Source organism: Streptacidiphilus sp. BW17 (assembly GCF_041262485.1).
GTDB lineage: Bacteria > Actinomycetota > Actinomycetes > Streptomycetales > Streptomycetaceae > Streptacidiphilus.
In genome coordinates this window covers 171477-194656 of sequence record NZ_JBGCCR010000012.1, presented here as the reverse complement: position 1 = coordinate 194656, position 23180 = coordinate 171477, and the positions used below count along the sequence as shown (strand labels likewise).

At 70.7% G+C, this 23180-nt stretch carries 28 protein-coding genes; 20 read left to right on the top strand and 8 right to left on the bottom strand.

The features are described 5' to 3' along the window. Window positions 1-125 precede the first annotated feature (125 nt). A complete protein-coding gene (locus ABH940_RS17725) occupies window positions 126-1463 on the bottom strand; it encodes a PLP-dependent aminotransferase family protein (RefSeq protein ID WP_370105664.1) in 1338 nt (445 codons plus the stop codon). An 89-nt stretch (window positions 1464-1552) separates the two neighbouring features. On the opposite strand from ABH940_RS17725, the gene ABH940_RS17720 reads away from it, so the two are divergent. The 4 genes from ABH940_RS17720 to ABH940_RS17705 all read left to right on the top strand — a co-directional run bounded on the left by ABH940_RS17720 (window position 1553) and on the right by ABH940_RS17705 (window position 4542). Beyond that, window positions 1553-2176, top strand: a complete 624-nt coding sequence (locus tag ABH940_RS17720) for a DJ-1/PfpI family protein (protein ID WP_370105663.1) — start codon at window positions 1553-1555, stop codon at window positions 2174-2176. Between the two features lie 395 nt (window positions 2177-2571). Continuing rightward, complete coding sequence (locus ABH940_RS17715) at window positions 2572-2808, top strand: DUF4287 domain-containing protein (RefSeq protein WP_370070010.1); 237 nt, start codon at window positions 2572-2574, stop codon at window positions 2806-2808. Between the two features lie 52 nt (window positions 2809-2860). Further along, window positions 2861-3196, top strand: coding sequence for a YciI family protein (locus ABH940_RS17710; protein ID WP_370070012.1), 336 nt, complete (start codon window positions 2861-2863; stop codon window positions 3194-3196). A 71-nt stretch (window positions 3197-3267) separates the two neighbouring features. Further along, the gene (locus ABH940_RS17705) at window positions 3268-4542 is read left to right on the top strand and encodes an RNA polymerase sigma factor (protein WP_370105662.1); all 1275 of its coding nucleotides are present in this window, start codon (window positions 3268-3270) and stop codon (window positions 4540-4542) included. 78 nt (window positions 4543-4620) lie between these two features. Here the strand turns inward: ABH940_RS17705 and ABH940_RS17700 are convergent, their stop codons facing one another. Continuing rightward, window positions 4621-5253: a maleylpyruvate isomerase N-terminal domain-containing protein gene (locus tag ABH940_RS17700; RefSeq protein WP_370105661.1), complete on the bottom strand. Its 633-nt coding sequence runs from the start codon at window positions 5251-5253 to the stop codon at window positions 4621-4623. A 233-nt stretch (window positions 5254-5486) separates the two neighbouring features. On the opposite strand from ABH940_RS17700, the gene ABH940_RS17695 reads away from it, so the two are divergent. Next, on the top strand, window positions 5487-5780 hold the full coding sequence (locus ABH940_RS17695; RefSeq protein ID WP_370105660.1) for a helix-turn-helix transcriptional regulator: 294 nt from the start codon (window positions 5487-5489) through the stop codon (window positions 5778-5780). Between the two features lie 26 nt (window positions 5781-5806). Here the strand turns inward: ABH940_RS17695 and ABH940_RS17690 are convergent, their stop codons facing one another. Then, window positions 5807-6724: a helix-turn-helix domain-containing protein gene (locus ABH940_RS17690; protein WP_370105659.1), complete on the bottom strand. Its 918-nt coding sequence runs from the start codon at window positions 6722-6724 to the stop codon at window positions 5807-5809. A 168-nt stretch (window positions 6725-6892) separates the two neighbouring features. On the opposite strand from ABH940_RS17690, the gene ABH940_RS17685 reads away from it, so the two are divergent. From ABH940_RS17685 to ABH940_RS17650, 8 genes are all read left to right on the top strand, one after another. Then, window positions 6893-7252: a peptidase inhibitor family I36 protein gene (locus ABH940_RS17685; RefSeq protein ID WP_370105658.1), complete on the top strand. Its 360-nt coding sequence runs from the start codon at window positions 6893-6895 to the stop codon at window positions 7250-7252. An 82-nt stretch (window positions 7253-7334) separates the two neighbouring features. After that, window positions 7335-8351 (top strand): hypothetical protein, encoded by a 1017-nt coding sequence (locus ABH940_RS17680; protein ID WP_370105657.1) that lies wholly within the window; start codon window positions 7335-7337, stop codon window positions 8349-8351. 238 nt (window positions 8352-8589) lie between these two features. Then, on the top strand, window positions 8590-8892 hold the full coding sequence (locus ABH940_RS17675; protein ID WP_370070022.1) for an urease subunit gamma: 303 nt from the start codon (window positions 8590-8592) through the stop codon (window positions 8890-8892). Between the two features lie 14 nt (window positions 8893-8906). Further along, on the top strand, window positions 8907-9218 hold the full coding sequence (locus ABH940_RS17670) for an urease subunit beta (protein ID WP_370070024.1): 312 nt from the start codon (window positions 8907-8909) through the stop codon (window positions 9216-9218). Further along, window positions 9215-11008, top strand: coding sequence for an urease subunit alpha (locus tag ABH940_RS17665; protein WP_370105656.1), 1794 nt, complete (start codon window positions 9215-9217; stop codon window positions 11006-11008). Before ABH940_RS17670 ends, ABH940_RS17665 begins: the two co-directional genes overlap by 4 nt. 13 nt (window positions 11009-11021) lie before the next feature. Then, the gene (locus ABH940_RS17660) at window positions 11022-11699 is read left to right on the top strand and encodes an urease accessory protein UreF (RefSeq protein ID WP_370070028.1); all 678 of its coding nucleotides are present in this window, start codon (window positions 11022-11024) and stop codon (window positions 11697-11699) included. Window positions 11700-11777: 78 nt separating this feature from the next. Then, a complete protein-coding gene (gene ureG / locus ABH940_RS17655) occupies window positions 11778-12464 on the top strand; it encodes an urease accessory protein UreG (protein WP_370070141.1) in 687 nt (228 codons plus the stop codon). Further along, complete coding sequence (locus ABH940_RS17650; protein ID WP_370105655.1) at window positions 12461-13213, top strand: urease accessory protein UreD; 753 nt, start codon at window positions 12461-12463, stop codon at window positions 13211-13213. The genes ureG and ABH940_RS17650 overlap by 4 nt, the downstream gene beginning before the upstream one ends. A gap of 89 nt (window positions 13214-13302) precedes the next feature. Here ABH940_RS17650 and ABH940_RS17645 read toward each other — a convergent pair whose 3' ends face one another. Beyond that, window positions 13303-14535, bottom strand: a complete 1233-nt coding sequence (locus tag ABH940_RS17645) for a MalY/PatB family protein (protein WP_370070032.1) — start codon at window positions 14533-14535, stop codon at window positions 13303-13305. 51 nt (window positions 14536-14586) lie between these two features. Further along, complete coding sequence (locus tag ABH940_RS17640; protein ID WP_370070034.1) at window positions 14587-15273, bottom strand: alpha/beta fold hydrolase; 687 nt, start codon at window positions 15271-15273, stop codon at window positions 14587-14589. Between the two features lie 223 nt (window positions 15274-15496). Between ABH940_RS17640 and ABH940_RS17635 the strand changes: the two genes are divergently transcribed. From ABH940_RS17635 to ABH940_RS17620, 4 genes are all read left to right on the top strand, one after another. Then, window positions 15497-15823, top strand: a complete 327-nt coding sequence (locus tag ABH940_RS17635) for a PadR family transcriptional regulator (protein ID WP_370070036.1) — start codon at window positions 15497-15499, stop codon at window positions 15821-15823. Next, the gene (locus ABH940_RS17630; protein ID WP_370105654.1) at window positions 15820-16176 is read left to right on the top strand and encodes a DUF1048 domain-containing protein; all 357 of its coding nucleotides are present in this window, start codon (window positions 15820-15822) and stop codon (window positions 16174-16176) included. Before ABH940_RS17635 ends, ABH940_RS17630 begins: the two co-directional genes overlap by 4 nt. A gap of 1 nt (window position 16177) precedes the next feature. Next, the gene (locus ABH940_RS17625; RefSeq protein ID WP_370070040.1) at window positions 16178-16504 is read left to right on the top strand and encodes a DUF1048 domain-containing protein; all 327 of its coding nucleotides are present in this window, start codon (window positions 16178-16180) and stop codon (window positions 16502-16504) included. A gap of 461 nt (window positions 16505-16965) precedes the next feature. Further along, a complete protein-coding gene (locus tag ABH940_RS17620; protein WP_370070042.1) occupies window positions 16966-18561 on the top strand; it encodes a peptidoglycan-binding protein in 1596 nt (531 codons plus the stop codon). Window positions 18562-18734: 173 nt separating this feature from the next. On the opposite strand, the gene ABH940_RS17615 is transcribed toward ABH940_RS17620, so the two are convergent. Together ABH940_RS17615 and ABH940_RS17610 are read right to left on the bottom strand one after the other, a co-directional pair. Next, complete coding sequence (locus ABH940_RS17615) at window positions 18735-19598, bottom strand: class I SAM-dependent methyltransferase (RefSeq protein ID WP_370105653.1); 864 nt, start codon at window positions 19596-19598, stop codon at window positions 18735-18737. Window positions 19599-19656: 58 nt separating this feature from the next. Further along, window positions 19657-19920: a hypothetical protein gene (locus ABH940_RS17610; protein ID WP_370070046.1), complete on the bottom strand. Its 264-nt coding sequence runs from the start codon at window positions 19918-19920 to the stop codon at window positions 19657-19659. A 299-nt stretch (window positions 19921-20219) separates the two neighbouring features. Here ABH940_RS17610 and ABH940_RS17605 point away from each other — a divergent pair, with 299 nt between their 5' ends. The 3 genes from ABH940_RS17605 (at window position 20220) to ABH940_RS17595 (ending at window position 22553) form a co-directional block, all read left to right on the top strand. Beyond that, a complete protein-coding gene (locus ABH940_RS17605; RefSeq protein WP_370070048.1) occupies window positions 20220-20516 on the top strand; it encodes a hypothetical protein in 297 nt (98 codons plus the stop codon). Window positions 20517-20883: 367 nt separating this feature from the next. Next, window positions 20884-21714 carry a PIG-L family deacetylase gene (locus ABH940_RS17600; protein WP_370070050.1) on the top strand — a complete coding sequence of 277 codons (831 nt, stop codon included), beginning with the start codon at window positions 20884-20886 and terminating at the stop codon, window positions 21712-21714. 137 nt (window positions 21715-21851) lie between these two features. Then, a complete protein-coding gene (locus ABH940_RS17595; RefSeq protein ID WP_370070052.1) occupies window positions 21852-22553 on the top strand; it encodes a restriction endonuclease in 702 nt (233 codons plus the stop codon). Between the two features lie 32 nt (window positions 22554-22585). On the opposite strand, the gene ABH940_RS17590 is transcribed toward ABH940_RS17595, so the two are convergent. Next, complete coding sequence (locus ABH940_RS17590) at window positions 22586-23164, bottom strand: hypothetical protein (RefSeq protein ID WP_370070054.1); 579 nt, start codon at window positions 23162-23164, stop codon at window positions 22586-22588. Window positions 23165-23180: the final 16 nt, after the last annotated feature.

Genomic DNA, 23180 nt, shown 5'->3' with positions numbered 1-23180 from the left:
AAACCATCCGAGGGGGGCTGACGCACCGACTGGTGCAGGAGCCCCTCTCACGGGAACACGCGGCCGTCACGGGAGGGTCTGGCCGAAGGAATCAGAATCGGCCAAATCGGCTGGCCGACGGGAGTTCAGGTGTAGGCGTCCTCGACGGCGACTCGTCGCACTGTACGCAGCGTCGACCGGAGACTTTCCAGATCGGTCGAGCCCAGGGCGAGGCGGAGCGCCTGCGGTGTGTGCGTCGAGGTGGTGAACGGCTCCGCCGTGGTGACCGAGATGTGCCGGCGCGCGAGGGTGGCCGTCAGGCGGTCGGCGCGTGCGTCGTCGGGCAGCGGCAGCCATGCGAAGTAGGACGAGGGGTGGCTGACGAGTGGCAGGCCTGCCAGCTCTTGTCCGGCGAGTTCCTGACGGGCCCTGGCGTCGTCCCGTTTCTGCGCTTCCAGGTGGTCCACCGTTCCGTCATCGAGCCAGCGGCAGGCGATCGCTGTGGTCAGGGCGGGCGTGTTCCAGGTGGTCGCGCGGATCGCGCGTTCGAGCGAGGGCACCGTGGACGGAGGGGCGACGACGAAGCCGACCCGCAGGCCGGTGGCGATGCTCTTGGACAGTCCCGAGACGTAGACGGAGATGTCCGGCGCGGTCGCGGCCAGGGGCGGTGGAGGGTCCTCGACGAGGTAGGCGTAGGAGGCGTCTTCGATGACGAGCGGACCGTGCTGCCGAGCGATCTTGATCAGACGGGTGCGGTCGGCCGCGGACATGACCCAGCCCAGAGGGTTGTGCAGGGTGGGCATGGTGTAGATCGCGCGCACCGGGCGGGTCGCGCACAGTTTCTCCAGGGCATCGAGATCCGGCCCGTCGGAGGTGACGGGGATGGGCTCCAGGTCGAGATGGAAGGCGTGCGCGAGCACCTTGAAACCCGGGTAGGTGAGTGCGTCGACCGCGACGACGTCGCCGGCGCTCAGCGTGGCCATGACGGTGACGGCCAGGCCGTGCTGCGCACCGTTGACGATGAGGACCCGATCCGCCTGTGTGGTGATCCCCCGGCGTCTGAGGTGTCGTGCGATGGAGGCTCTGTCCTGGGGACGCCCGCGGTGTGGTTGATAGCGCAGCAGCGAGTCGAGATCACCGCTGGTGGCCACCTCTCGCAAGGCCTGCCGCAGAAGATCGGCCTGGCCGGGCAGCGACGGGTAGTTGAAGCTGAGGTCGACCGCGTCCGTGGCAACGACCTGCTGGTCGATGCCGTGACCGGCGGGAACCGCGACGTCACGCACGAACGTGCCGCGGCCCTGTTCCCGGCTCACCAAGCCCATCGCTTCCAGCTCGGCGTACACCCGGGTGGCGGTCACCACGGCGATGCCCTCGCGGGCGGCGAGCCCCCGATGAGTCGGCAGCCGCACACCTGCGGTGAGCCGCCCGGTCCGGATCTCGGATGCGAGCGCGTCGACCAGCGTCTTGTATCGCGAGGCTGCCATGCACCGGATTGTATCCATGACAATTCTTTGACTGTCCTGCTCGCGGGTTCCTACCGTCTGGACCCAACTCACCCGGAAGGACAGCCACGGTGCACATCGCCATCCTCACCTTCGAGGGATACAACGAGCTCGACTCCCTGATCGCGCTCGGTGTGCTCAACCGCGTCAAGACCGACGACTGGCGCGTCACCATCGCCACCCCCAGCCCCAAGGTCACGTCGATGAACGGGGTGGTGATCGAGCAGATGTCCACTCTTGAGGAGGCGTGCGCCGCCGACGCCGTCATCGTCGGCAGTGGCAGCGCCACCCGCGAGGTCGTCGAAGACCCGGCGATCATGAACATCCTGCGCGGCCTGGACCCCTCGCGCCAACTCATCGCGGCGCAGTGCTCCGGCGCGCTCGTGCTGGCCAAGCTCGGCCTGCTAGACAACATGCCCGCCTGCACCGACCTGATCACCAAGCCATGGGTCGTTGCCGCCGGCGTCGATGTCCTCAACCAGCCCTTCTACGCCAAGGACAACACCGCCACCGCCGGCGGCTGCCTGGCCTCGCACTACCTCGCCGCCTGGATCATCGCCCGCCTTCAGTGCCACGACGCCGCCGAAGGCGCGCTGCACTACGTCGCCCCGGTCGGCGAGAAGGACGCATACATCGAGCGTGCCTGGCGCAACATCTCCCCCTACCTGCCCGCTCCCGCTCCGGCACTCAGCTGACCAACCAGTCGTAAGCGGTCAGAGCCGTTCTCGACCGTCCTCATCGCCGTCGCGGTCCCCGCTGCCAGCGCCACGCAGACGCACCGCGCAGACCACCGCCGGCACCAATGCCAGCACGGGCCCCCACCCCCGACCCCGCCCCACACAAACCCGGAATAGGCCACGCCCGGAAACGGCAACCACACACCCCGAAACTGCCGCAGGCACGCCGAGCCCGAGGCCCTGCCCACTGATCGCCATGCCCGAGCCGCGGCCATCCGCCGGGTTCCGCCTCGCCGGCCGAAAAATATTTCCGGACGGTGTCGATCTGTGCCCGCGCCGTTCGAAGCATGCATGAGACCGGGTGACCAGCCCGCCGAACCACACACGCGAAGAGGTCCCTTGAGGAGAACGCCATGACCCAGCCCGTCACCGGACCCGCCTTCTACTTCCCCTCCATCGAGAAGAAGTACGGGCGACCGATCAACGAATGGATCGACCTCATCCGCTCCAGCAACCTCACCAAGCACAAACAACTCGTCGACTGGCTCAAGGCCGAGTACGGCGTCGGCCACGGACACGCCACCGCGCTCGTGGGCTACACCCTGGCCGGCCACACCTCCTGGCAGCCGACCGACCCGGATCCGTCCTGATCCCGGCAAACCACCACGCGTCAACGACCGACCCGTTCAGAAAGGAACGATCATGCGATACCTGATGACGACCTACGCCGGCGGCAGCGCCCCGGACGAGAAGATGTACGCCGAGATGGGTGCCTTCGTCGCGGAGTTGTCCAAGTCCGGCGCGCTGCTGGCCACCGGCGGCCTCGAACCGCAGGGGACGCACGCCTCCTCGACCGGCGGGCGGGTCACCTTCACCGACGGCCCGTACGTCGAGGCCAAGGAGCTGATCGTCAGCTTCGCCCTGCTCGACGTCCACTCCAAGGAGGAAGCCCTGGAACTGGCCCGGCGCTTCTGGACGATCGCCGGCGACGGCGAGGGCGACATCCGCCAGGTGTTCGGGCCCGAGGACGCGTCCTAAGGCCTGACCCCCAGCGCACGCCCGCGCGCCGCGCTTGCCATGGGGCCGACCCCGATGCTGGGATCGGCCCCATGGCGCAGTCCGAGGTGAGCCGCGCGGTCGAAGCGGTCTGGCGGCTCGAGTCCGCACGGATCATCGGCGGCCTGGCCCGCATCCTGCGCGACGTCGACCTGGCCGAGGAGATGGCACAAGAAGCCCTGCTGGCCGCACTCGAGCAGTGGCCCCGCGACGGAGTTCCCCCGAATCCGGGCGCATGGCTCACCGTCATCGCCAAACGCCGCGCCGTCGACCGGCTGCGTCGCCTCGAACGGCTCGAACGCAAACAGCAGGAGCTCGTAGCGGACCTGCACGACATGCAGCGAGCCCTCGACGACGACGCGGCCCTCGACGAACGCGAGATCAACGACGACGTGCTGCGCCTGATGTTCGTCTGCTGCCACCTGGCGCTCTCCGTCGACGCCCGCGTCTCCCTGACGCTCCGGCTCCTCGGCGGCCTGACCACCCGGGAGATCGCCCGGGCCTACCTCCTGCCCGAAGCGACGGTCGCGCAGCGCATCGTGCGGGCCAAACGCACCCTCGCCGCCCGCCGTGTCGCCTTCGAACTGCCTCCGACCGGCGAGCGTGCCGAACGCCTGGCCTCGGTCCTCGAATGCCTCTACCTGGTCTTCAACGAAGGCTACGCCGCGACGAGCGGCGAGGACTGGACGCGCCCGGACCTGTGCTTCGAAGCCCTGCGGCTCGGCCGGATCCTCGCCGAACTCGCTCCCCAGGATGCCGAGGTCCACGGACTGGTCGCGCTGATGGAACTTCAGGCCTCGCGCCTGCGGGCTCGGGTGGGCACCGACGGCGAGCCGATCGGGATTCTCGAACAGGACCGAAGCCGCTGGGACCGGCTGCTGATCGCCCGAGGATTCGCCGCGCTGCTGCGCGCCGGACAGTGCCCGCCGGGGCCGCCTGGACCCTACGTCCTGCAAGCCGCGATCGCCGCCTGCCACGCACGCGCCCGCCTGCCCGAAGACACCGACTGGTCCCAGATCGTCGACCTGTACACGGCACTGACCGCCGTCACTGCCTCGCCCGTCGTGCGCCTGAACCGGGCCGTCGCGGTGGCGATGGCCTCCGGGCCCGCCGAAGGCCTCGCCCTGGTCGACGAACTGCTCAGCGAGAACTCCCTGAACTCCTACCACGCGCTGCCGAGCGTGCGCGCAGACCTCCTTGCCAAGCTCGGCCGCCACGCCGAGGCCCGCGCCGAGTTCGAACGCGCCGCCGCCCTGACGGACAACGCCAAGGAACGCGCCATCCTGCTCAGCCGGGCCGCCGAACAAGATGACGCGCACGGCGCGTAGGACATCACCCAGCCCCGATCCGCCAACCCCTCGCCCGACACCCCACGGCGCACACGGCACGCGAGCGCGTCACCCTCGTCAGAAGGCGGCGATCGTGGCCGGCGCGCGTTCCGCCCGGGTCAGCGCGCGCAGTACGGGCACGGAGCCGTGCCTCCTGGCCGCCAGCGTGGCCAGGAGGCCGACGACCGCGTCGGTCGCCGGGGCGGGCAACTCGGGCGTCGGGACGCCCACGCTGACCGCCAAGTCGTCGAGGTGCACGACCAGTTCCATCGTGCGGTTGGTCAGCAGGTCGTCCAGGCGCAGTGACGGCGGTCCCCACGGGAACTGCACCACCCGGTGCGGGGCCTGGCGCGGTAGGTCCCGGCGCAGCCGGTCGAGCACCTCGGCGGTCCGGGTCGCCAGCGCTTGCGGGCCGACCTCGGCGTACTGGTCGCCGCTGCCTCTGATCCCGCGGTGGACCTCGCCGTCCTGGTCGGCGTCGATCCAGCTGGCCTGAAGGAAGTAGTCCAGCAGCGCCACGGGTTCGGTATCCGGTTCCGGGCCGTCGAGCGCCTTGGCCACCACGTTGACCTGCCCGGCCAGATGGCCCGCGAGCCCGCTGACTGCGTAGCCCGCCAGGGCGCTGGGCTTCTCCCACGCATCGGCCACGGACTGGTGCGCCAACAGTGACACCGCTGCTTCGGCGGCGGCGAGGTAGCTCTCCCCCATCATGTTCGTGTTATACCACGCACCTGGTGACGGCGGGCCGGCCAGCCCGCCGGATGAGGGGACGAGCCAGCCGTCGTCAACAGCCCGGGAGTTCAGCCCAAGCCCACAGCCAGTGGCACGACCGAAAAACAGCGCCGGAACCGGGAACCACCACCCCCGCCGACCAACCCGACCCAACACCCGGCACAGCGAAATACCCGAACAACAGGACAAGAGGAAAACGGGACACCAAGCACATGCTGGCCGCCGGACTCACCGACCAAGCCATCTCCCGCCACCTCGGCATCCACGAACGCACCGTCCGCCGAAAAATCGCCGAGCTCACCACCAAACTCCACGCCAACAGCCGCTTCCAGGCAGGCGTCAACGCCACCAAAGCCGGCTGGCTCAACAACACGACCCAACCACCTGAAAAGCCGGATCGGCATGCGCGTGTACTCCTGCTCCAGCCACCGCTGACCCACGACCCGATTTCGGCCCCGCCGACAACACGACGGCGGGGCCGCTGTGTTGAGCACATGCCGCGCTGACAGCCGGCGGTACACCCGGTCCGCGTTCAGCCGGCCGCGGCCCGCCCGTGCGGGCGCGGGACGCCGGGGCCCGCGTCGTCCATCAGTACGCTGGTCACCTGACCCGGGAGGAAGTCCCGCGGGTCGGTCCTGGAGCCCGCGACACGGTCCGCCCGGAACTGGCCCGGCGTGCAGCCGACCATGCGCTTGAACGTGCGGTCGAAGTGTGACTCGTCGTGGAAGCCCGCCTCCGCCGCCACCCGCGACCAGGGCAGCCCCGCCTCCTGCCGCCGTAGTGTGTGCTGGAGCCGGAGCACCTGGGCGTAGGACTTGGGACTCGGTCCGACCTGCTGGCGGAAACGGCGCTCCAGATGCCGGCGGCTCCAGCCGGTGGCGACCGCCAGCTCCTCCACCCGCACCCGACCGGCCGTGCGCCGCAGCTCGGCGCAGCACCATGCCACTTCGTCGCTGACGGCGGGGCCCCGGTCGAGCCGTTCGGACAGCAGCCGGTCCAGCAGGGCGAACCGTCCGGCCCAGTCGGGGGCCTCCGCCAGGCGCTCGACCAGCGATCCGGTGCCGCCTTCGACCAGGTCGTCGGGGGCCAGGCTGAGCTCGGCCCACTCGTCCATGGGGACTCCGAACACCCGGTAGGCCGCAAGCGGGGTGAGCAGCACCGTGATCCCCTCCAGCCGCCCCCGGTGCTCGCCGACGACCGCGGAGGTACGCACCCCGCTGGCGAGCGAGTCGACCGTCACCGCCCGTCCGCTGTCGAGGGCGTCCACGACGCGCAGCGGGCCGCCGAAGCCCCACATCACCTTCACGACACCGTCCGGCACCATGAGCCGACGCCGCACCCCCCTCGGTCCGAGGCGGAACCCGCGATAGCCGAGCACGCTGCCTCGCAGTTCCGCCGCCGCCTGCTGCCGGACCAACCCGGACTCCGCCCCTGACCTGTGCTGATGCACCATCTTCTCCCCCGCGAGCTCAGGATTTTGACTGCTCATGCCAAGGCTAGGCGGCTTCCGGCCCCGCCCGGTCCCCATGTCGCATTCGTCCAATGCACCGATCGGCTCGCCGACAGAAGCTGTCTGCGTCCCGGTAGCCACCGGGGGAAGGCAATCGGAGGGATGCACATGTTCAAGCGACTCGCTGTGACGGTGACCGCAGCGGCAGCTCTGGTCGGCGGCGGGCTGGCGACGGCCGGCCAGGCGTCGGCGACGAGCTACTACCACTGCCCGGCCGGGGACTTCTGCCTCTACACGGGCAACGACGGCCAGGGCTACCCGACCCACGAGTTCTCCGGCACCAACTCCAACTGGGCCCCGTACGGAGCCGTCGGCGCGGACGGCTCGGCGCTGAACTGGGGCACGTCCGGCATGAGCGTCACCGTGTACAACGAGTGGGGCAACTGGGACTACTGCGTGCCGTGGCACGGGCACGAGTCCAACGCCGGCAGCGTCGGCGGCTCCAACTTCTGGGTCAGCAGCTGCTGACGGTCCGGCCACGACGGGGTCCGTCGGCGTACCTGCCGGCGGACCCCGTCGCACCACCCCGCAGGAAGGAAAGAGGAGTGGGATGAACGACGCAGAGGTCGGATCGGCACGGGCCGGGGGCGGTGGAACCCACGGGAGGCGGCGGGCACGCTGGATGCTCCCCGCCCTGCTGGCCGTGGCCGTCGGCTGCGCGGGGGGCGCGTGGAGCCTGTGGAGTCCGTCGGCGGCGCCCGCGGCGACCACATCCGCGCCCGGGTCCACGCCCGTGATCGCGGGCGCACTGCCGCAGCAGGACCTGGCCACCGTCAGCCTCGCCGACCAGATGCTGCTGCAGTCCTGCATGCGCGGCAACGGCTTCCGGTACAGCCTCTTCGGCACGGGCGGCACCCGGTCCCCGGCCACGCCAAGCGCCCCCTTCGACCAGAGCGTGGCGCAGGCCGAGGCACACGGCTACGGAGGTGCCGCGCTGGCCTCGTCCCTGCACGGGAACCAGCCGCCCGACCTGAACGCCCGTTACATGACGTCGCTCTCCCCCGCCGAGCTCGCGCGGTACGAGACCGCCGCTGCGGGGTCCCCCGGAGACCGGCTCCAGCAGCGCCTCGTCAACGGGTCGATCTGGAGCGTGCCCGACCACGGCTGCCAGGCGGACGCCTACGTCCGGCTCTACGGGAGCCTCACGGCATACGCGCGGTACTTCACCTTCTCCGCCCAGGTGACCGAGGCAGCCACGCAGGAGGCAGCCGCCGATCCGGCGTACAGGTCCGCCCAGCGGGCCTGGGTGGGCTGTGTCCGTGCCCAGGGCTTCCAGGCCGCCGACCCGACAGACCTCATGGATCAGGCCCTCGCCCCCTACGCCCAGCACGGAGCGAACCTGACCGCCGTCCGCAAGCACGAGACCGCCATGGCGGTCGCCGCCGCCCGCTGCAACGCTTCGACCGGCTTGGAGGCCGCCTTCACGCGGGCCGAGCAGGGAGACATCGACCGGCTGGTGGCCCTCAACTCCGACTCCGACGCGGACTACGCCCGGACGGGCCTGCGGGCACTGGCGGCGGCAAAGACCGTCGTGGCCGACTACCGCACCGCGCCGAGCCTGCCGTGACGTTCCACCCTGCGGCCTCCGGCCACCCCGGCCTTCTGAGGGCCCTGCTTCGTCCCGGAACGGCGTGGGGCGCACGGGCCACCCCGGCATGTTCCGGCGTGCGTGGCGGGGTGTGGGTCGGTCAGGTTACTTCTGCGTGACACCCCTGGTTCTCCGGTTCTGATCCGGTAGCTTGGCCGAAACCGCGGCACGACGGGGTGCTCGCGTCCTTTCCTCCCACCCGAGGAGTTCGGCGCCGATGAGACTGACCCCGCACGAGCAGGAACGGCTGATGATCCACGTCGCCGCCGACGTCGCGTTCTCGCGACGGGCGCGCGGGCTGAGGCTGAATCATCCGGAGGCTCTCGCGATCCTCACCGTGCACGTGCTGGAGGGCGCGCGGGACGGACGCAGCGTCACTGAACTGATGGCGTCCGGACGGTCGGTGCTCGGGCGCGAGGACGTGATGGACGGCGTGCCGGAGATGATCCGCGACGTGCAGGTGGAGGCGACGTTCCCGGACGGGACGAAGCTGGTGACCCTGCACGAGCCGATCCACTGAGCGGGGGGCGTGACGTGATTCCGGGCGAACTGCTGCTGGGTGAGGACGACGTACCGCTCAACAGGGGACGGGCGGTGACGGGGCTGCAGGTGGTGAACACCGGCGACCGGCCGGTCCAGGTCGGCTCGCACTACCACTTCGCAGAGGCCAACCCCGGGCTCCGCTTCGACCGCGCCGCCGCGCGCGGCCGGCGGCTCAACGTGCCTGCCGGGACGGCCGTGCGGTTCGAGCCGGGGATACCGATGACCGTGGAACTGGTGCCGCTCGGCGGTGCCCGTGAGGTGTGGGGGCTGCGCGGCGAGACAGCGGGGCGGGTGGACGGATGAGCGCCGACGAGATGAGCGCCGACGAGACGGGTGCCGGCAGGACGAGCGCCGGTGACCCGCGGGCCGCCGCGCTGACCGTGACCCGGCGCCGGTACGCCGACCTCTACGGCCCCACGGCCGGGGACCGGATCCGGCTGGCCGACACCGACCTGCTGGTCGAGGTCGAGCAGGACCTGTGCGGCGGCGGGGACGAGGCGGTCTTCGGCGGCGGCAAGGTGATCCGGGAGTCGATGGGCCAAAGCCGCGTCTCCCGCGCCCAGGGCGCCCCCGACACCGTGATCACCGGAGCGGTGGTGCTGGACCACTGGGGCGTCGTCAAGGCGGACGTGGGCATCCGCGACGGACGGATCACCGCACTCGGCAAGGCCGGGAACCCGGAGACGATGGACGGCGTGCACCCGCAGCTGGTGATCGGCCCGGAAACGGAGGTGATCGCCGGCAACGGACGGATCCTCACCGCCGGGGCCGTGGACTCCCATGTGCACTTCATCTGCCCGCAGTTGTTCGACGAAGCGCTGGCGAGCGGGGTGACCACGCTGCTCGGCGGCGGCACCGCCCCGGCGGAGGGTTCGAAGGCGACGACGATCACGCCGGGCTCCTGGCATCTGGCGCGGATGTTCGCCGCCGCCGAGCAGTACCCCGTGAACCTCGGGCTGCTGGGAAAGGGCAACACGGTCTCGACCGAGGCGCTCCGTGCCCAACTACGCGGCGGAGCAGCCGGGTTCAAGATCCACGAGGACTGGGGTGCCACCCCGGCCGTCATCGACGCCTGCCTGCGCGTCTGCGACGAGAGCGGGGCGCAGCTCGCGCTCCACACCGACACCCTCAACGAGGCCGGGTTCGTCCAGGACACCCTCGCCGCCATCGCCGGTCGCGGCATCCACGCCTACCACGCCGAGGGCGCGGGCGGCGGGCACGCGCCCGACATCATCACGGTGGTCTCCGAGCCCAACATCCTGCCCAGCTCCACGAATCCGACCCGCCCGCACACCCGGAACACCGTCGCCGAGCACCTGGACATGCTGATGGTCTGCCACCACCTCAGCGCCGACGTCCCGGAGGACCTCGCCTTCGCCGAGTCGCGGATCCGACCGTCCACCATCGCGGCCGAGGACGTGCTGCACGACCTCGGCGCGATCTCGATGATCAGCTCGGACTCGCAGGCGATGGGCCGGATCGGCGAGGTCGTCCTGCGCACCTGGCAGACCGCGCACGTGATGAAGCGGCGCCGCGGCTCGCTGCCCGGCGACGGGCGCGCGGACAACCTGCGGGCACGTCGCTACGTCGCCAAGTACACGATCAACCCGGCGATCGCGCAGGGTATGGACGGCGAGATCGGCTCCGTCGAGCCGGGCAAGCTCGCCGATCTGGTGCTGTGGACGCCGGCCTTCTTCGGCGTCAAGCCGGACCTGGTGGTCAAGGGCGGCCAGATCGCCTGGGCGCAGATGGGCGACGCGAACGCCTCCATCCCCACGCCACAACCGGTGCTGCCGCGCCCGATGTTCGGCGGGGTCGGGCGGTCGCCGTCGGCGAACTCGCTCAACTTCGTGACGCCGTGGGCGCTGGAGGACGGACTGCCGCAGCGGCTGGGCGAGGAGCTCGGCGTCGCCAAGGCGTTCGTGCCCATCCGCGACACGCGCGAGGTGCGGAAGGAGCATCTGCGCGAGAACGCCGCGCTCCCCCACGTCACCGTGGAGCCGGACACCTTCACGGTGCGGATCGACGGCGAGGTGGTCGAACCGCACCCGGTGGCGGAACTGCCCATGGCCCAGCGGTACTTCCTCTTCTGAGGCGCGCTCCGTGATGAGGGAGTCCTCGGTCCACCCCGCCCTGCTCGTCCTCGCCGACGGGCGCTTCCCGGCAGGCGGCCACGCCCACTCCGGCGGCGTCGAGGCGGCGGTCCGGGCGGGACGGGTGGGTGACGCCGCGAGCCTTGCGGCGTTCTGCGCCGGACGGCTGCACACGGTCGGACTCACCAACGCCGCCCTGGCGGCGAGCGCGGCGGCGGGCACGGACCCGCTCGCGCTCGACGAGGCGGCGGAAGCGCGCACGCCCTCCCCCGCGCTGCGGGCCGCGTCGCGCCGCCTCGGCCGCCAACTGCTCCGCGCGGCACGGGCGGCCTGGCCCGACCCGGCGCTGGAGCGGCTGGCCGCGGCGTGCCCGGGCGGGGCACACCAGCCGGTCGTGCTCGGCGTGACCGCCTCCGTGGCGGGCCTCGGCCCGGCGGACGCGGCGACAGCGGTGGCCTACGAGACGGTGTCCGGCCCGGTCACGGCGTGCGTGCGACTGCTGGGCCTGGACCCGTTCCAGGCCACGGCTGTGCTCGCCCGGCTGGCGCCCGCCGTCGGCGAGGTCGCGGACCAGGCGGTCACCGCGGCGGAACCCGGCGACGTCGACCTGCTGCCGGTCCTCGGCGCGCCGCTGCTGGAGATCTCGGCGGAACAGCACGCGGCCTGGCCGGTCCGGCTGTTCGCCTCATGAATCACCCTTGGCGCCCGGTGCCCGAAGGCCCGCGTCGCTGCGGGCCGTCCCAACCGTCCCCCCATGAACGGAGCCGTCATGCACCTGGACCCCGACCTTCCCGCACCCGACCACCACCCGGCCCCGGCCGCGCCCCGAACCGGCTCCGGGGCCCGGCGTGCCCTGCGGATCGGCCTCGGTGGGCCGGTCGGCTCCGGCAAGACGGCAACGGTCGCGGCCCTGTGCGCCGTGCTGCGCGACGAACTCTCCCTCGCCGTCGTCACCAACGACATCTACACGACCGAGGACGCCGAGTTCCTGCTGCGCAATGCCGTGCTGCCGCCGGAGCGCATCACCGCGGTGGAGACCGGCTGCTGCCCGCACACCGCGATCCGCGACGACATCAGCGCCAACCTGGAAGCGGTGGAGGAGCTGGAAGCCGCGGTCGGCCCGCTCGACCTGGTCCTCGTCGAGAGCGGCGGCGACAACCTGACGGCGACGTTCAGTCGCGGGCTGGTGGACCACCAGATCTTCGTGATCGACGTCTCCGGCGGTGACAAGATCCCCCGCAAGGGCGGCCCCGGCGTCACCAACTCCGACCTGCTGGTCGTCAACAAGACCGATCTGGCCCCGCTGGTCGGCGCGGACCTGTCGGTGATGGCCCGGGACGCGGCCGCGCAGCGCGGCGAACTGCCGGTCGTCTTCTGCTCGCTGGTGGGCCCGGACGGAGTGGCGCCGATAGCGGCGTGGGTATGCGAGCGCCTCGCGGACTGGCGCCGGGCATGAGCGGTGTCAGCGCCGTCGCCCGGATCCGGGCGACGGCGGACGCGCGCGGAGGCACGGCCCTGCGCGAGCTGACCGGCGACGGCCCGCTCGCCTTGCGCCGCTCCCGCCACCCGCAGGACGCGGGCGCCGCACACGTGGTCCTGGTGGGCGCGATGGCCGCGCCCCTCGGCGGGGACCGGCTGCGCGTCGAGGTGGTCGTCGAACCCGGCGCCCGACTACTGGTCACCAGCGCAGCCGCCACCCTCAGCCTCCCGGGCCGCGAACCGGCACCAGCCCACTACGACCTGGACCTGACCGTCGCCGGGGACGCCGAGCTGATCTGGCGTCCGGAACCGGTGATCGCCGCCGCGGGCAGCGAGCTGCGGCTGTGGACCCGCGTCCACCTGGATCCGCACGCCCGGCTGCTGCTCCGCGAGGAGCAGGTGCTCGGACGCCACGACGAACGACCGGGGCGCCTCACCTCCCGCCTGACCGTCCGCCAGGGCGGCCGGCTCGTCCTCGACCAGTCCACCGACATCGGTACCGGCGCCCCGCCCGGCTGGGACGGCCCGGCGGTCCTGGCAGGCCATCGGACGCTGGGTCAGATGCTGACGACCCGCGCGGGCACGGTGGGGGCGTCGGCCGAGGCCGCCGCCTTCCCGCTCGGCGAGAACCTGACCCTGCTGACCGCCGTCGCCCAGGACATCCCCGCACTCCGCGCCGCGCTGGAGGCACCCGACCCGACACCAAGACCCGTGCCGGTGCCGTAAGCCCTGCCCGCAACGGGACCGGGCGCGGTTCAACGCCTGGATCGATCTCGCATGTCGGCGACCACCGCGACCACGGCGACACCGTGCGGTCACAGCTCGGCGACCGCACGTCCCATGCGTTCCACCGCCTCGCGCAGGATGGCCGGGGAGGTCGCGAAGTTGAGGCGCACACAGCCCGCGCCGCCGGTGCCGAAGACGTGCCCGGAGCTGAGGGCGACCCGGGCCCGGTCGTAGAACATCCGCGCCGGGCCGGCGAGTTCGCTGACCACGCCGGGGCCGTCGGACCCGTCCGCGTGCAGGCCGAGCGCGGTGCAGTCCAACCAGGCCAGGTAGGTGCCCTCGGGCTGACGGTACGTCACCCCGGGCAGGTGCCGTGCGACCAGGTCGCCCAGGAGACGCCGGTTGGCGTCGAGTCCGGCCCGGAGCTCGTCGAGCCACTCCCGACCGGACCGCAGGGCCGCCGTGTGGGCGATGACGCCCAGATGGCTCGGTCCGTGGCTGACCTCTTCGGGCATGCGTCGCAGATCGGCCGCGGCCTCGGGACCGGCGATGGCCAGGGCCGCCTTGATGCCCGGTAGGTTCCAGGCCTTCGAGGCAGAGGTGACCGCAAGACCGCTTTCCGCGCCGGGGACGCTGAGAAACGGGGTGAAGGTGGCCCCGGCGAGCGCGAGCGGACCGTGGATCTCGTCCGAGACGACCCTCACCTGGTGCGTCCGAGCGAGCTCCGCGACGACCCGCAGCTCGTCACGGGTGTGGACCACGCCGGTGGGGTTGTGCGGGTTGCACATCAGGAACGCCACGCGCCGACGGCCGTCGCACCGCGCGCGCACGAACGCCTCCTCGAGGCTCCCGAAGTCGATGCGCAGGTCGGCGCCGAGCGGGGCCTCGACGACCTCCCTCGCGTCATGACCGACGAACGCGTAGAAGGGCGGGTAGACCGGTGAGCAGACCACCACGGCATCGCCGGGGTCGGTGACCAGCCGCAGCAGTTCGACCACGCCCATCATCACGTCGGGCACGATCGCCGTGTGGTCGACGCGCAGGCCGTCCCAGTGCCAGCGCTCGTGGGCGAAGTCCGCCAGCGCCTCGGCGTAGGCGGTGCCGTAGGGGTAACCGGTGTCACCGAGGTCGATCGCTTCACGCAGCGCCGCCGCGACGGCGGGCGCGAGCGGGACGTCCATCTCCGCGACCCAGAGCGGGAGTACGTCCTCCGGGAAAGCGCGCCACTTCATGCTGGTGCGCCTCCGCAGCCGGTCGAGATCCAGCTGCACCAGCGGGTCGGTCCGCGCGGCGTTCGCAGCTTCGGGACCTTCGCTGCTCATACCGTCCATCACACTCCGGCCCGACCGTCGTCGTGGGGTCCTGCCGTTTGCCTAAGCCTCCAGGGTCTTCGCGGCGTCGCGGATCGCGTCAAGGACGACGTCGGGATGCGAGAGCATGGGCACGTGGCTGCTGTCGACTGCGTAGGTCTTCGCGCCCATGCGCTCGGCTGCGGCCCGCTCCAGGTCCGGGTTCACGGTGCGGTCGTTGTTCGCGACGATGTACCAGCTCGGCTTCGTGCGCCAGGCCGTGCCGGGGACCTGCTGCGTGAACAGATCCGGGACCGGCACGGCGCCTGTCGCGAGGACGAGCTTCTGCTCGGCTGCCGGCAGATCACCGCAGAAGTCGGCAACGCCCGCCTCAAGGAGCCAGATGCGGCCGTCAGCGACGTCGATGTGCTGGAAGACGGGCGTGGGGGCGAACTTGTTCTGCTGGTCCTGTGAGGTCTCGTCCTCGTCGGGGGCGAGCGCGGCGATGTAGACCAAGGCGCCGACGCGGTCGTGGGTGCCGGCTTTGGTGATCAGGGTGCCGCCGTAGGAGTGGCCGACGAGCACGACCGGGCCGGGCACGTGGTTGATGGCGCGGGTGACGCACGCGACGTCGCCTTCGAGTGAGTCGAGGCCGTGCTGCGAGCTGTAGACCTCGTGGCCTTCCGACTGAAGCGCGGGAATGAGCTTCCCGAAGCACGACCCGTCGGCCCACAGCCCATGGGCGAAAACGATGCTGGCCTTGCTGACCATGACGTCCTCCTCTGCAGATACCAAGTCGCACTAGTAGTTACAAAGAGTATCCAACTCGACACAATGAGTGGTCGCGCCACGTCTGACATTGCATCTGACATGGTCGTGCATCCCGTTTCGCCGCGATGGGCGCGCAGCCTGCTGACATCCCCCACTACTCGGTGATACTGTGTAGTGGTACTCGGTAGCACGCAGTACCGAGAGAAGCTGAGGAGGGCTAGCGATGGACGACCTGACGGAGATGCTGAAGGGCACGCTCGAAGGGTGCGTGCTCGAAATCATCGACAACGAGGAAACCTACGGGTACGCCATCACCCGTCAACTGAACGAGCTCGGCTTCGCCGATGTCGTCGAGGGGACGGTGTACACCATCCTGCTGCGACTGGAGCGGAACGGACTCGTCCAGGTGACCAGACGCCCCTCCGAGGCCGGTCCGCCGCGCAAGTTCTTCACGCTCAACGACGCCGGACGCGAGGAACTCGCGAAGTTCTGGGCGAAGTGGCAGTACGTCTCATCACGCATCAACAAGCTCAAGGAGGGCGGGAGATGAACTTCTGGGAGACCATCACAGGCAACGATCTCACCAGGGATTGGAAGGCCTTCGAAGTCCGGGCCGAGGCCCTGCCCGACGACTACCGGGCGGCGTGGGAACAGATCAAGGGCCACCTCTTTCCCCATGGGGGCCTCACCGGCCGCAACCTTATGCCGATCTTCGACGCCGCGCTGGCGCTGCTGGAGGAGACGGCGGCGGACGGGCTGAGCGTCAGCGAGGTGCTCGGCGACGACATCCGTGGCTTCTGCACGGCGCTGGCCGGTGGAGAAGGCGCTCGAACCTCTCGCGACCGATGGCGTGAGCAGTTGAACAGGAACGTCGCAAGGAAACTGAGCCGGCTGGAGGGCTGACGTGAGCGTCCACGACATCATCGAGGGCAAAAAGCAGTGGCGGGCGCACATGGCTCGGGTCAAGGCTCTCCCGCCGGACTACCAGATCGTCTACAAGGAGATGCAGAGGTACTTGTTCAAGGTCGGACCGACCGAACTCGCCGACGGGCCCCTGCTCCCCGGGATCGTCGACTTCTTCGAGGAGGGCGTCGCCGCGGGCAAGGGGGTCCTGGAGCTCATCGGCAACGACGTCGCCGCGTTCTGCGACGACCTGGTCAAGGACTCAAGCACCTACGCGGACCGCTATCAGGAGTCCATCAGCGGGAATCCGGGCCCGGCCGAGAAGTAAGACCCGTCGCCTCATGCCTCCAGGGTCAACCGCCCGACCCAACACCGAGCGTGACGTCGCGTCAGCAAGCGGAACCAGCGCACCGCTCAACTTTGAAGACCCCGGAAGGCTCTGGGCGGCTTCCTGCTGCTTCCACAGCGGGAAGCCGCCCCGCGGCAGAGACCTGGGTCGGCACCCACGCAGCCGCCCTGTTCGGCGGCCCGCGCCGACGCTGTCCCGCCCAACCGTCACGCCGCTGCGGATCCCTGCAGGTCAGGGGCGGTGCCGTCCCGCAATCCCAGCAGATCCCGACTCGCTGTGGACACGGGCCGGACCGGGGCCCAAAGATCACCTGCAGCGCTGCTTCCGACTGACACCGCCCAAGCGCTGGACAGTTGGGTTCGGCAGGGACTCGAATGCCGCGTCGCCCAGCGGCTCCCGCGTTGCTTCCCGCAACCAGAGGTCAAGAATTGGAACGTGTCATGGACCTGTTTGACCACGGCCATCGATTGTCTCGACGCAGGCTGCTGACCCTCGCCGGCGGCGCCGCGGTGGCCACCGTGGCCGGCGTCGGATTCGCCCGGTCGGCGTCCGCGGCTACCGCGGCGTCCTCGGCGACCGGCTACGGGATCGACTACTCCGACGCGTCGCTGACCGCCAGTTCGGTCGCCGCGGCGGGCTACGGCTTCGTGTGCCGTTACCTCAGCTGGCTGCCGAACCCGAAGGTCCTCACCCTGTCCGAGGCTCAGGCCCTGACCGCCGCAGGTCTGGGCATCGTCTCCAACTGGGAGTCCGACGGGCTGCAGTCCTGGCAGAGCGGCGTGCCCTCCGACCCCTACTCCCAGGGGGCCGGGCATGCCACCGAGGCGCAGCGGCAAGCGCTGGCCAACGGGATGCCGTCGTCGCGGCCGATCTACTTCAGCATCGACTTCGACCTTCAGCCCTCGATGTACTCCGCGCTCAACTCCTACTTCGACGGCGTCGCCTCGGTGATCGGCCAGTCTCGGACCGGTGCGTACGCCGGCTACCACGTGATCCAGGAGCTCTTCAACAACGGGAAGATCGCCTGGGGTTGGCAGACCTACGCGTGGTCCGGCGGGAACTGGGACAGCCGCGCGCAGTTGCGGCAGGTCCAGAACGACATCACGGTCGCCGGGCATGACGCGGACCTCGACCAGGCGATGGCCGCCGACATCGGGCAGTGGGGCGGCAAGGGCGGCGGCGGGGGTGGCGGTGTCATCCTGCCGTCCTGGCCGAACATCACCGACGGCATGACGGGGCCCAGCGTGCAGGCGGCGCAGTACCTGCTGCGCTACCACGGTGCCTCGATCACCGCCGACGGCCAGTTCGGGCCGGCCACCCTCTCCGCGACCGAGAGCTTCCAGTCCGCGCACGGCCTCGGCGTGGACGGCCAGATCGGCCCGCAGACCTGGTCGGCGCTGATCGTCCAGGTCCAGGAAGGCGCCAGCGGCGACGACGTCCGCGCCGCCCAGGTCGAGCTGAACCGGTTCGGCTACGGCCTCACGGTCGACGGCAGCTTCGGCTCCGGCACCGACACCGCCGCCCGGGCCTTCCAGTCCGCGCACGGCCTGGGCGTGGACGGCCAGGTGGGACCGCAGACCTGGCAGATGCTCGTGGGTACCGGGAACGGCGCCTCCGGCGGTGGCACCGTCGCGCCGCCCTGGCCGAATGTCATCGACGGCGACACCGGGAACAACGTGCTGGCGGCGCAGTACCTGCTGCGCTACCACGGTGCCTCGATCACCGCCGACAGCCAGTTCGGGCCGGCCACCCTCTCCGCGACCGAGAGCTTCCAGTCCGCACACGGCCTCGGCGTGGACGGCCAGATCGGCCCGCAGACCTGGTCGGCGCTGATCGTCCAGGTCCAGCAGGGCTCCAGCGGCGACGACGTCCGCGCCGCCCAGGTCGAGCTGAACAAGTTCGGCTACGGCCTCGCGGTCGACGGCAGCTTCGGCTCCGGCACCGACACCGCCGCCCGGGCCTTCCAGTCCGCGCACGGCCTCGGCGTGGACGGCCAGGTGGGACCGGAGACCTGGCAGATGCTCGTCGGCAGCTGACCGCCGAGCCCCTCCGGTGGCGAGTGTGCGGGGCGGATGAGCGCGACGGTTCGTTCGTCCCGCACTCGCTCGCCGCGGCGGAGACAGGCCCCCGGAATCATCGATCCCGAAGGCCGGGCCCGTGCCGGCGAGGCACCGACATCACTCCCACATCACTCAATCAACGTCAGTAGCTAGCCGTTCGGTGGGCGTACGGCCGAGACCAGGCTGCCGGGGCCTTCCTTGCTCTGGGGCGGGGTGCTGATAGGGCGCCCGTAGGCGGCGCCCCGCTCGCGCAGGGTGTAGACCTCGGCGTCCCATCCGTGCCCGGCCAGCCAGCCGACCGGGTCCTCAGGCATCTCCGAGACCCACATGGACGCGGCCGATCCCGGTCCGGCGTCCGCCCCGAACCGGTCGATCACCCCGCGCGAGCCCAGGGTGAGCCCCATCCGGCTGCCGGGTGCGGAGGCGGCGCCGATCCGGGTCAGCAGCAGTTCCACCGCGTCCTCGGGGAGGTAGATCAGCAGCCCCTCAGCGATCCACACCGTCGGCAGCGCGGGATCGTGCCCGGCGGCGGCCAACGCGCCGGGCCAGTCCTCGCGCAGATCCACCGGGACGGTGATCCGGGTGCAGCGCGGGACAGCCCGCTCCTGGCGCAGCACCGAGGCCTTGAAGTCCAGCGGCTCGGCGGTGTCGACCTCGAACAACCGGGTGCCCTCGGGCCAGTCCATCCGGAAGGCCCGGCTGTCCATGCCCGCGCCGAGCAGCACGACCTGCCGGACACCGGCCGCGGCGGCCTGCTCCAGCAGGTCGTCGAGGAACTTCGTCCTGACGACGATGGAGAACGCCACGCCCATCCAGCGCCGCCGGGAGGCTTCGTCCCCGCGCGGCGGCGGGGCCGAGTCCGGCCCGCGCCCGCCGGCGGTGGCGAAGGCCAGTGCGAGCGGGTCACGGAACAACGGGTTCTCCCGCGCGGTCTCCAGGGCTCGCACCCGAGCCACCCCGACCGCCGTGGCCCACACTCCGGACGGCTGCACCGGCCCTCGCTCCTCAGTCATCCCAGCAGCCTAGCGCGGTACGACCGGGCAGTTCGGACGGGCCTGTTGAGCACCGCCGCTAGGCTTCGACGTACATCACCAGCGAGTCGGGATGCACACCGTCGTGCTTCATCGCGGCAGCGGCCTCCGGGCCCTGTAGTGCGGCCAGGAGAGCGTCAAGGTCGGCCACCTCCATCGTCAGCGCGACCTTGGTCGGATCCTGCGGGTTGGTGAACGTCCGGATGTTCGTGACTCCGAGCGGCCGGAAGAATTCCTCGCGCTTGGTCGAGGTGAGCCAGTGCTTGGTGTCATCGACACTGTGGTGGACAACGATGGTCGGCACGATGCCTCCTGGGCGGACGTGATTGGCGCAGCCGTGGCAACGGTGGCCCTGCGGCCACGCTACGACCGGACAGTTCGGGGCGCGTGTCGATCACCAGCGCATGCCTGGGCCTGCTCGTCGACCGGCTCCGGTTCGTCGGCGATCTCCGTGAGCAGGATCCGTGCCGCCGCAGTTCGCAGGCCCGTCCCGGTTGGTCCCGCGCACCAATGGACCTCCCGGGAGGCGTCCGAGACATGTCCCGAACAGGCTTGCATCGATGGCACGCAGGTGCCGCCACACAGACTGAGAGTGGGTACGCCATGCGAGTTCTGCTCACCGCCGAGATGGACACGGAGAAGGCCAACAAGGCGATCAAGGACAACCGGCTGCCGGACATCATGAAGAGGGCGATCGGGTCGCTTCAGCCGGAGGCCACGTACTTCGGGGCCAAGGACGGCCGCCGTACGGCCTTCATCGTCTTCGACCTCAAGGAGCCGTCCGACATCCCCTCGGTCGCGGAACCGCTGTTCGCTGAACTCGACGCCAAGGTGGAACTCATCCCGGTGATGAACTTCGACGACGTCCAGGCCGGCCTGAGCAAGGCCAGCCACAACTGACGGTGACGTCGAAGGCCCCCGGCCCCGAGTCGGCGGATTCGAAGGATGGTCGCGACACGTGGTCGGTTGTCCAGGCCGCGAGCAGGATGTACAGGCGCTCGGCTGGGGTTGCCCAGCCGAGCGTTCTGCGTGGACGAGATTCCGGGCGACGGCGTCGACGCGGCGGGAACAGCCGGTCCGGCCGCCGTTGTTGCACTGCCCGAGCAACCGGCACGGCGCGGGTGGGGAGCGCAGGTCGACGGGTCACCCGCGCGACTGGATACTGAGCCCTCGGGCCTGCCCGAACGCCGGTCGCCGCGGCACCACGGGCGACCGCCTGCCGGCGAGGCCTGAGACCCAGAACGAGCTTGCACCGGAGGACTCTCTGATGAACGACCGGCCCCTGACCCTGATGGCCGTGCACGCCCACCCCGACGACGAAGCCACCGGGACCGGAGGCATCCTCGCCCGCTACGCGCACGAGGGCATCCGGACGGTCCTCGTCACCTGTACGGACGGAGCCTGCGGCGACGGGCCCGGGGGCGTCAAGCCGGGCGAACCCGGACACGAGCCGCAGGCCGTGGCCGCGATGCGGCTCCAGGAACTCAAAGCCAGCTGCGAAGTCCTGAACGTCCATCATCTGGAGACACTCGGTTACGCCGACTCCGGGATGATGGGCTGGCCGGCCAACGACGCCCCCGGGTCCTTCTGGCAGACCCCCGTGGAGGAGGGTGCGGCCCGTCTCGCCGAACTCCTGCGCCTCTACCAGCCCGACGTGGTCGTCACCTACGACGAGAACGGCTTCTACGGCCACCCCGACCACATCCAGGCCAACCGCATCACCACGGCCGCGCTGGCCATGACCGAAATGACGCCCAAGGTCTACTGGACGACGGCGCCCCGCTCGATGATGCAGAAATTCGGGGAGGTCATGCGCGAGTTCGGCGCGGACTGGGAGCCGGAACCGGACGAGGCCGCCACGATGCCCGAGATCGGACTCCCGGACGAGGAGATCACCACCTGGGTCGACACCACCGAGTTCGGCGGCCAGAAGTTCGACGCCCTCGCCGCGCACGCCAGCCAAGGCGAGAACATCTTCTTCCTGAAGATGGGCAAGGAGAAGTTCACCGGGCTGATGGGTGTGGAGACCTTCGTCCGCGTCCAGGACACCACAAGCGCGCCCCTCCCCGAGAACGACCTCTTCGCCGGACTGCGCTGACGATCGCCGTCGGACGGCCGGCGGGTCACACCGCGCGGGGCAGCAGCAGCGGCCGGCGCGCCGCGTCCGCACAAGAGTGTTCGCTGTCGCGCCGCCCTGGGGAGGGATGACGGCAGGTCACTTCACAGGGGGTCGGCATGGCGCGCAGGAGAGGGACCGCTGCCGCCCGGCGGCGCACCACCAGGCTCAAGGCACTCGCGGCGCTCGGCGCACTCGTCAGCGGGATACTCCTGGCCGCCCACTGGGGCACGGTGTGGCCGTACGTCACTGTCCTGGTCGGCGCCGCGGCGGTCGGTGCGGCCGGTCAGGCGCTGTGGCGCCGCGACCGGGCCGCACGCCGCCAGGACCGGCTGTGGCGCGAGCAGGACGCGATCGCGGCCGGGCACCGCACCCTCGCCGAGGTCGACCAGATGACGGGCACCCAGTTCGAGGACCTCGTGGCCGCCCTGTGCCGCCGCGACGGCTGTACCGAGGTCGTCCGCGTCGGAGGTGCCGGCGACAACGGGGCCGACGTCCGCGGGCTCCTCCCCGACGGGCGCACCATGGTCGTGCAGTGCAAGCGCTACGCGCCCCGTAACGCGATCCCCGCCCGGGAGATCCGTGACCTCATGGGCGCACTGCAGCACCACCGGGCCCAGGTCGGGATCTTCGTCACCACCACACGCTTCACCCGCCCTGCCCAGGACCTGTGCCGCCAGCACGGAATCTGGGCACTGCACCGCGACCTGCTCGGCCTGTGGAACAGCGGCACACCCCTGACATCCTTCCCCCAGGTCAACGGGGCCGGGCAAGGCGACAGGCAGCACCGCGCCCGCTGGAAGAACACCTACGAGAAGTAAGCGCCGCAGGGCCGGACACCGGGCCTGGGCTGTCACACCTGCGTGAGCCGGAGGTACGTGTCGGTGGTGCGGACACTCGTGAGGGGCGAACTCGCGCTGCACCCACCCGTGACGCTGATCACCGCGTCTGCCGAAAGGCCGGTCACCGACATGGTTGCCCCCTTGAACACCCCGGAAGAGACAGTTCCGGCGAGCACGGTGCTCCCAAGGTCCACCTGACTCGCACTCCAATTGACCCGGGAAGATCCGACGGCTGCTCCGTTGGCCTTCTTCCAGGTGATCGCCATGGTGCCGTTCAGCTTGACAGCACGCAGTGCCGGGTCGGTGAAGCAGCTGGCCTGGCCCATTCCTGTGAAGGTGGCGTCCAAGCTGGTGATGCCGTCGGCAGCAGGAGCGCAGGCGGGCCCCGCGGTCTGCCCCAGTCCGTGCAGAACCCCGCCGACGCTCTGTGGAGCGGACACCATCTGGACTCCGGGGCTGAAGCTCTCCTCGGCGCTGATGGTGCAGGAGAGGAGCTGCGTCCCTGCAGCGTGCGCCGGAGCGGCGATGCCGAGGGCGGACGGGGACGCGACTGTCAGCGCGGAGGCGAGGGCAGCAAGGCCGCGGTGCATGCTCTTCTCCTTCGGA